We start from the raw sequence: 8,587 nt of genomic DNA, 5'->3' as shown, positions 1-8,587 counted from the left end.
TGCTAAAATAATTAAGATTATTTTAGCCTTATTTATATAGGTAGGCTAAATCTTTATTTTTTCCTCATTTAACTATTAAGAGATAAAATTGTGACAAATAAATATCACCATATTCAAGAACAAGTACAAATGTTAAGTACGCTCTTAGAAGAAACCGTTCGTGATACTGATGGGCAAACAGTATTAGATATTTTGAATAAAATTTCAGATTACTCACGCCAAGCAGGTAGTGGTGATAAGCAGGCGCAAGAACAATTAGTAACCCTACTTGATATTATGAGTGATGATTTAATCATCCCTGTAGCTCGTTGTTTTTCGCATTTATTAAACTTCATTAATACTACTGAGCAGCACCAGTTAACCAATAAATCTATTACTAGTAGTGAAGATGATTATGCTTCACGTAGCTTTGAAGCTTTACTTGTAAGATTAAAAGATCAAGGTTTAACTTTTGCACAAATTCGTCCGACTTTAGAAAAGTTATTTATTGAAATCGTTTTAACTGCTCACCCAACCGAAGCAACGCGACGTTCAATTATCCAAAAACATAATGGTCTTGATGAATGTTTACGAGTATTAGATAACCCTAATCTAACCGATTATGAAGAACATTCAGTTAAAGTTCGTTTACGTCAATTAATTTCTGCGACTTGGTTAACCGATGAAATTCGTACTATTCGTCCAACGCCGGTAGAAGAAGCTTCATGGGCAATGAATACCATTGAGGATTCATTATGGAAAGCTGTACCTGAGTTTATTAAGTCGTTAAATTTAAGTTGTGAAAAAGTTTATGGACAAACTTTAGATCAGGATTTCCAACCTTTAAAAATCTCTTCTTGGACGGGTGGAGATAGAGATGGTAATGCTTTTGTCACTCATAAGGTAACGCAAACGGTAATTAATACCGGACGTGCACGATTTGCTAAAATCATGATGGAAGATATCCGTCGCTTATCTCAAGAACTTACTATGCGTTCAGCAGATCAAGAGTTTTGTGATAAATATAAAGTGGATTATGAACCTTATCGTCAAGTGTTAAGACTCTTGAGAATGCGTTTAAAAGCGACTATGGACTTTTTTGAGGGCTTAATCACTTCTGATGATCAAGTGGTATATTTGACACAACAGCAAGCTCTTGAGCGTCAAACTCGTATGGAGCTTTTTGATATAGATCATGCACAAGATACTATAGATATTAGCAATTCAGTTTCACGTACTTTCCAAAAAGCAACGCAAAACCTGATTATGAATGATGAGGATCTGTTAGCTCCTCTTGAAGATATTTATGCTTCTTTAGTTGCTCGTAATCAAAAAGAAATTGCAGATGGTTTCTTACTTGATTGTATTTATCGAATTCGTACTTTTGGGGTAACCCTCTTTAGACTAGATATACGTCAAGAGTCATCGCGCCATAAAAAAGCGGTAGCCGAATTAGTAGATTTTTATCACTTAGGTAACTATTTAGAGTGGAGCGAAGACGAAAAAGTAGATTTCTTAATAAAAGAACTTTCTACAGCCCGTCCTCTCTTACCAAATCATTGGCAACCATCTGAGGAAACGGCAGAGGTTTTAGCTACTTGTAAGCTCATCGCACAACAGCCTAAAGGAGTAATTAATTGCTATATTATTTCAATGGCAACTTGTGCCTCTGATGTTTTAGAGGTAAAACTCTTACTAAAACTTTATGATGAGCCAAATAATATTGGTATAGTCCCGCTATTTGAAACTCTTAATGACTTAGAGCAGGCTCCAAAAGTTATGCGTCAATTATTTAGTAATGAATTTTATAATCAAATGATTGATGGCGAGCAAATGGTAATGGTGGGGTACTCAGATTCAGCAAAAGATGCTGGTTTCTTTGCTGCAGGCTGGGCTCAATATAAAGCTCAAGAAAATCTTGTCGCTCTTGCTCAAGAGTTTGGGATTAAACTGACTTTATTCCATGGTCGTGGAGGTACTATAGGACGAGGCGGTTCTCCTGCCCATGCCGCTTTACTCTCTCAACCACCTGGAAGTTTAGAGGCGGGGTTAAGAGTAACCGAGCAAGGAGAAATGATCCGCTTTAAATTTGGTTTGCCTGAGATTGCACGTTTAAGTTTAGATCTTTATGCTTCTGCAATTTGTGAAGCAAACTTATTACCACCAACGCAACCTAAAGCTAAGTGGCGTCAAACTATGGACAAACTCTCCAAAATTTCTTGCGATGAGTATCGTTCGGTAGTATTCCATACTCCAGATTTTATTCCTTATTTCCGTCAGGCAACTCCGGAGATAGAGCTATCTAATCTAAATTTAGGGTCACGAGCTGCTAAACGTAATATCAATGGAGGGGTGGAATCTTTAAGAGCAATTCCATGGATCTTTGCTTGGACACAAAACCGTCTTACTTTACCAACTTGGTTAGGGACAGGTTCAGCTTTAAAAGAAGTGCTAGCAAGTGAAGATGGACCTAGTATTCTTGTTGAGATGATGCAGTCTTGGCCGTTTTTCTCAACTCGTATTGGGATGCTGGAAATGGTACTTTCTAAAGTAGATACTGAGATTTCAGCATTATATGAGTATAAACTTGTAGAACCAAGATTACATTACTTAGGGGCTGATTTAAGAAATCGAGCTCTTGAGAGTAAAGAAGTAATTATGTCTTTACGTGGTGACAATGGGCATAATCTGATGCAAGATAGCCCATGGATCTATGAATCGATTCAAAAACGTATTGCCTATACTCTACCACTACACTTATTACAAATCGAGTTACTCTATCGTAGTCGTAGAGGTAGTACTGATCCACGCATTATTAAGGCGTTAATGATTACCATTACTGGGGTAGCTGCGGGAATGCGTAACACCGGTTAAAATAAATAAAATAGAGAGGGAGATTTAGTTCTTCCTCTTTATTTTTTTTATAGAAAATCTTGGCTAAATTCAACGTAAATTCATGAAAAAATAGTTAAGATTTGCTATAATAGACTAGATTGAATTTAGATCTGGTTAGACAATTCAATTAGACAATGCGTCTCAAACATTTCATGTAAAGATGACTTGTAGTCAAAGATGTTTTTTTCAAGGTTTTTTATGTTTGTGAGCTCTAAACCAAGGCTCACAATTTGATTGTATTAGGTAGATAATCCATGTCTGAATCGAATAACCAAAATCCTTCAGGTTTTAATGGAGAAGTGAAGCCAATTAACATAGTTGATGAGCTCAAAACTTCCTATTTAGACTATGCAATGTCGGTAATAATGAGTAGGGCATTGCCAGATGCTCGTGATGGTTTTAAACCTGTACACCGTCGTGTGCTTTATGCTATGCATGAAGGAGGAAATACTCCTGATAAGCCATTTGTGAAATCAGCGGAAATTGTAGGTAAAGTGATGGGGTTATATCACCCGCACGGTGACTCTGCAATTTATGGCACGTTAGTACGTATGGCACAAGACTTTAGTTTACGTTATCCTCTTGTGCAAGGGCAGGGGAACTTTGGTGGACGTGGAGATGAAGCACCAGCGGCTATGCGTTATACTGAAGCACGTATGAGCCATATCGCTCTTGAACTACTTAAAGATATTAAAAAGGAAACAGTAGATTTTATTCCTAACTATTCAAATAAAACTACTGAACCTTTAGTGTTACCAACTCGCTTTCCAAATCTTTTAGTGAATGGTTCAAGTGGGATTGCCGTAGGGATGGCAACTAATATCCCGCCTCATAATTTAACTGAAGTGTTAAATGGCTGTATTGCCTATGTAGATAATCCTGAGATTACCATTGACCAATTAATGGAATATATTCCCGCTCCTGATTTTCCAACTGGAGGAATTATTCTAGGTCGTAGTGGAATTCGTGAAGCTTATCATACGGGAAGAGGTAAACTTTATTTACGTTCGGTATATAAAGTGAGTGAAGAGTCTCGAGTTAAAAAAATTAATATTGTGGAAATACCTTACCAAGTTAGTTATAACACGGTGATTGAACGTATCCACGATTTAATTAAAAATGATGAGATTCAAGGAATTACTGAAGTTTTAAATTTATCAAAGAATGATATTAATATTGAGTTAAGAGTTCATAAAGACTATGATCCTCATGTAATTATGAATCAACTCTTTGCTAAAACTTCGTTACAAAGTAGTATTTCTTTTAATATGCTGGCTTTAAATAAGGGTAAACCTCAAACTCTGAATTTAAAGCAGTTTATTAGTATTTTTATCGACTTCCGTCGTGAAGTAATTACTCGTCGTTGTGTGTATGAGTTAAGAGTAGCTCGTGCTCGTGCTCATACTTTAGAAGCTTTAGCTATAGCTTTGGATAATATCGATGAGATTATTCATTTAATTCGTGCTTCAGCGGATCGTAATCAGGCTGCTCAAGCTTTATTAGGACGTGGTTGGAATTGTAAAGTACTGGCAAGTATGTTAGCTAATGTAGGCGATAATCCTGAAGTAGCTCGTCCAGTAACTCTTGAAGATCAATATGGAATTAACCAAGCAGATGGTTTATATTATCTTAGTCCTGAGCAAGCAAGTGATATTTTAGCAATGCAATTATCACGTTTAACAGGCTTAGAGCAACATGAGATTAGTAATGAATACCAAGGCAAGGTTGCTGAGATTATCCGTTTATTAGAAATTCTTAATGATCCTGCAAAACTAACTGCTGTATTACGTGAAGAACTAATCCAAAGTCGTGATAATAATAAGCGCAAAGATAATAACTATGATGCTCGTTTATCACAAATTTCAGACGAAGCAATTTCTTTAGATGATGAAAGTTTTATCAATAAAGAAGATGTAGTGATTACTTATTCACGTGATTCTTATATTAAGTTCCAAGCGTTAAATGAATATCGTAGTCAATCTCGTGGTGGACGTGGACGTCAAGCGACACAAGTAAAAGAAAATGACGAAATCGATCAATTAGTAATCGGAAAAACTACTGATACTTTATTATGCTTTACGAGTTTAGGTAGAGTATTCCAAATTAAAGTATATAAACTTCCACGTGCAACCCAAGCTTCTCGTGGTCGTCCGATTAATAATTATCTTAATCTGCAAGATGATGAGAAAATTACGAATTTAATTATTCTTGACGAAGAGGCAAATGAGGATATTGAAAACAAATATCTCTTCTTTGCTACTGAACAAGGTAAAGTTAAGAAAACTAAATTATCTCTCTTTAGTAAAATTAGGGTTAACGGACTTAAAGCTATTACTTTAGCTAATACCGAAGTTGCTGGTTCAGAAGAAGTTAGTGAAGAAAATGAAACTAACGCCGAAGACATAAATTTAGAACAAGATGCTAATGATGTAGCTCATGATCTGCTTCCAGATCGTCTTGCTCAAGTGGTAGTAATTAGTGATGGTGATCCTGTGTATCTCATTTCTCGTGCAGGTCATGTTTCAGCCTTTAGTTCAGATTGTGTTCGGGCTCAAGGGCGTACCTCTAGAGGTGTAAGAGGTATGCGTCTGCAAGAGGGTGAAGATAAAGTTATTGCGGTAATTGTTCCTAAGAACGATGATCCTCTACTCACGGTAACTGAGCGTGGTCTTGGTAAGAGAACAAGTCTTGAAGAAATCCAATTACGTCAAAACCGTGGTACCAAGGGAGTGCGTATTCATAAACTTTCAGAAAGAGCTGGTAATGCGGTAATTGGGGCAACCCAAATTAACGTAGCTGATCAATTAGCAATTATTACTGATGGTGGTAAATTAGTAAGAATTAATGCTAATGAAATTCGTCTCACTGGTAGGGTTTCCGCAGGAGTTAAACTAGTTAATCTTGTCAAAGGTGAACTTGTAGCTTCAATTGAACGTATTGTTGATGGACAAAGTATTGAAGAAGAAGATCGTCTTGCGGCTAAAGCTCATGCAGAAGCAGAATTAGGTTTTACTAATCTTGCTGATAACTCTACAGCTAATCAAACTGGAGAGCAAGTAGCTCGTATTTCAGGGACAGATTATGCTGATGATCAAATCGAAGATATCGACTCAGATTCAGAGCAAATCGAATCTTCTCAAAGTAATGCACAAATGAATCAGGAAACAGATTCTGAATAAATTTTGCATATTTAATGATTAACTCCTCATTGTTGAGGTAATTTAATTAAGAACCTCAAATCCTTAGATTTGAGGTTTTTTACTTTATGATGAAACAAAATAATTTAGAAAATGTAGATCAAGCGGAAATTGAAAAGTTTTCCAATATGGCTCAAGATTGGTGGTCACCAGAGGGAAGTTTTAAATTAATCCATAAATTAAATCCGCTTCGTTTACAATATGTTATGCAACAAGCACTAAAACAACAAATTGGGGCTTTAGCTTATCAGCCTATCCTTGATCTTGGATGTGGAGCAGGAATTCTTGCCGAATCTTTAGCTTTTGCGGGAGCAAAAGTTTTGGGAATCGATATGTCTGAGCAGGCTCTCGAAGCTGGACGTATACATGCAAAAAATAAGAATTTAACTAATTTAGAGTATCGTTGTGTGACTGCAGAACAATTAGCTCGAGAACTTCCGGAGTATTTTTCGATAATTTGTTGTATGGAAATGGTCGAGCATGTGCCTAATTATAGCTCGATTGTGGCTTCGATTGCGACTATGCTGCAACCAGGAGGGATTGCAGTAATGTCAACTATTAATCGTACTTGGCAAGCTCAAGTGCAGATTATTGAAGCAGTAGAAAACTATTTACAATGGTTACCTCGAGGTACTCATGAATTTCAAAAATTTATTAAACCAAGTGAGCTTGTTAAAGTTGCAAACAGTCATGGTTTAGAAGTGCTAGATATAGTTGGTTATAAATACAACATTTTTAAAGATCAATTTTATTTAGATTCTGACGTTTCGGTCAACTATCTTATAACTTTCAAAAAAAAGTAGGCTAAAAGCTTACTTTTTTTGTCTCTAAATGTTGTAAACTATAAGAACACTGAATAATTTTTTTTAAATTAAAAAATCATAAAGGCAAAAAGTATTGAAAAGATTAAAATTAAATAAGTATTTGGCTGTTCTTGGTTTAACTTTTCTGACCCCAGGACTTAGTTCTGCGGATTCGGAAGTAACTGTTTTACCAAATGGGGATATTTTATATAGCGCAAAATGGGAAAATATTATTCCCGCTAATATAAAATTAGCAAAAGTACAATTTTTACAGCGTAATGCTAAAGAAAATCCAGCAACTATAGATCCTGGTAAGCTTTCTGACTCTAATTCAATTAATGTTGCACGCTCTTTATTTGATACTCTTGTGCGTCAAGCACCTGATGGTCGTTATGTGGGGGTAGCTGCTCAAACTTGGAAACAATCGGCAGATGGATTGACTTGGACTTTTAATTTACGTAAAGACGCAACTTGGTCTGATGGTAAACCGGTAACAGCTCAAGATTTCGTGTATGCATGGCAAAGACTGGTGAGTCCAGAAAATGCTTCAGTATATATAGATTATTTAGGGACGGCAAATGTAAAAAATGCTAAAGAGATAGCCCAAGGAAAATTGCCAGCAACTAGTCTTGGAGTAAAAGCTCTTGATGACTATACTTTAGAGGTGCACTTAACTCAGGCAACTCCTTGGTTTACGCAATTAGTAACTTTAGGAGTTTTAGCGCCAGTACGTCAAGATAAGATTGAACAGTACGGAGATCAATGGACACATCCTAAATACTTTGTCGGTAATGGACCTTATGTGTTAACTGAAAATATTATTAATGGGCATATTACTTTTGTAAAAAATCCTCAGTATTGGGATGCAAAAAATGTCCTAATTGAAAAATCAGAATACATTTTTATGACCGATATAAATATGATTTACAATAAGTATCTTGCTAACGAAGTATTAACGGCAGATATTCCACCAAATATTTATAATAAGGTACTGCAAGAGCGTCCCGATGAAGTTAAAGAATATATTGATCCTTTAACTTGGGCAATATACTTTAATGTTGATAAAATTCCTGATCCTCAAGTAAGAAGAGCATTAAAGTTATTAGTTGATAATCGTTATTTAACTAATGTAATTCTAAAAGCAGGACAACCTACTAGTATCTTTACGCCAACATTTTTAGCAGATGCGGATTTAGCTACTGAAGAGGCTTATTTCTCTCGTCCTTATGAAGAAAATGTTGAGGAAGCGATTAAACTTTTACAAGCTGCAGGTTATAGTAAAGATAAACCTTTTGCCTTTACCCTCTTAGCCCCAAGAGAACAATTAATGAATGTAACTCTAGTGGCGATTCAAGGTTGGTTCCAACAAAAAACTCAAGGGTTAGTGAAAATGGAAACCAATATGATGGAAAGAAAGGTTTATGAAGATATAGTACAAAACAAGGATTATCAAGCTCGTTTAGGTTGGACTCGTGGAGATTATGATCAAGCTTCAGCTTTCTATAATACCTTGTTATGTAATAATGGACAGAACTCCACGAATTGGTGTAATGCTCAATATGATGCTTTAGTTTTAGAGGCAAATAAAACTATTGAGCCTCATCAACGTGCTCTATTGTATGCACAAGCAAATAAATTAATTCAAGAGCAAACACCAGTGGCTCCAATTTACTTAAAAGGTGCTTACTTGTTAAAATCTCCGGCTTTAGGTGG

4 protein-coding genes are annotated in these 8,587 nt (G+C 35.9%); all 4 read left to right on the top strand.

Going from position 1 to position 8,587, the window contains the following annotated elements; translation table 11 throughout:
• Window positions 1-90: 90 nt before the first annotated feature.
• Window positions 91-2,853: a phosphoenolpyruvate carboxylase gene (gene ppc / locus CKF59_RS06125; RefSeq protein WP_281270081.1), complete on the top strand. Its 2,763-nt coding sequence runs from the start codon at window positions 91-93 to the stop codon at window positions 2,851-2,853.
• Between the two features lie 275 nt (window positions 2,854-3,128).
• A complete protein-coding gene (locus tag CKF59_RS06120; protein WP_119535065.1) occupies window positions 3,129-6,053 on the top strand; it encodes a DNA gyrase subunit A in 2,925 nt (974 codons plus the stop codon).
• An 86-nt stretch (window positions 6,054-6,139) separates the two neighbouring features.
• Window positions 6,140-6,874 carry a bifunctional 2-polyprenyl-6-hydroxyphenol methylase/3-demethylubiquinol 3-O-methyltransferase UbiG gene (gene ubiG / locus CKF59_RS06115; RefSeq protein WP_119535064.1) on the top strand — a complete coding sequence of 245 codons (735 nt, stop codon included), beginning with the start codon at window positions 6,140-6,142 and terminating at the stop codon, window positions 6,872-6,874.
• Window positions 6,875-6,968: 94 nt separating this feature from the next.
• A partial coding sequence (locus tag CKF59_RS06110) for a peptide ABC transporter substrate-binding protein (protein WP_147397135.1) occupies window positions 6,969-8,587 on the top strand: 1,619 nt, incomplete at its 3' end.

Source organism: Psittacicella gerlachiana (genome assembly GCF_003585965.1).
GTDB lineage: Bacteria > Pseudomonadota > Gammaproteobacteria > Enterobacterales > Psittacicellaceae > Psittacicella > Psittacicella gerlachiana.
Note: the sequence above shows the minus strand (reverse complement) of the source record. Positions and strands in the feature narration are given on the sequence as shown.